Origin of the sequence: Christiangramia aquimixticola, assembly GCF_048285835.1 — a bacterium.
Classification (GTDB): domain Bacteria; phylum Bacteroidota; class Bacteroidia; order Flavobacteriales; family Flavobacteriaceae; genus Christiangramia; species Christiangramia aquimixticola.
In genome coordinates this window covers 1-328 of sequence record NZ_JBLVTL010000132.1, presented here as the reverse complement: position 1 = coordinate 328, position 328 = coordinate 1, and the positions used below count along the sequence as shown (strand labels likewise).

General features: G+C 47.0%; 1 pseudogene. It reads right to left on the bottom strand.

Annotation, left to right across the window (positions count from 1 at the left end):
• Positions 1 to 108: 108 nt before the first annotated feature.
• Positions 109 to 328: pseudogene (locus ACNKXV_RS13830) on the bottom strand (signal recognition particle protein); the annotation flags it as partial.

Genomic DNA, 328 nt, shown 5'->3' with positions numbered 1-328 from the left:
TCACCTAAAAACTTCTCAAAATGTAAAATTTATGGCAAAAAAACAACCCAGTCATTTCTAACTGGGCCCTTTAAATCCGAAATCGAAAATCCAAAATCGAAAATCGACTTACCTTCTTCCCATTCCCGGAGGCACCATTCGGCCCAAAGCCTGCTTGGCGCCACCCATCTTGTTCATCTGCTTCATTAGCTTGCGCATGTCGTCAAACTGCTTCATGAGGTTGTTGACTTCGGTGATCGTCCTGCCCGAACCGTCAGCAATGCGCTTTCTTCGACGTCCATCGATGATGTCCGGATTCTGACGCTCCTTTGGAGTCATACTGCGGATG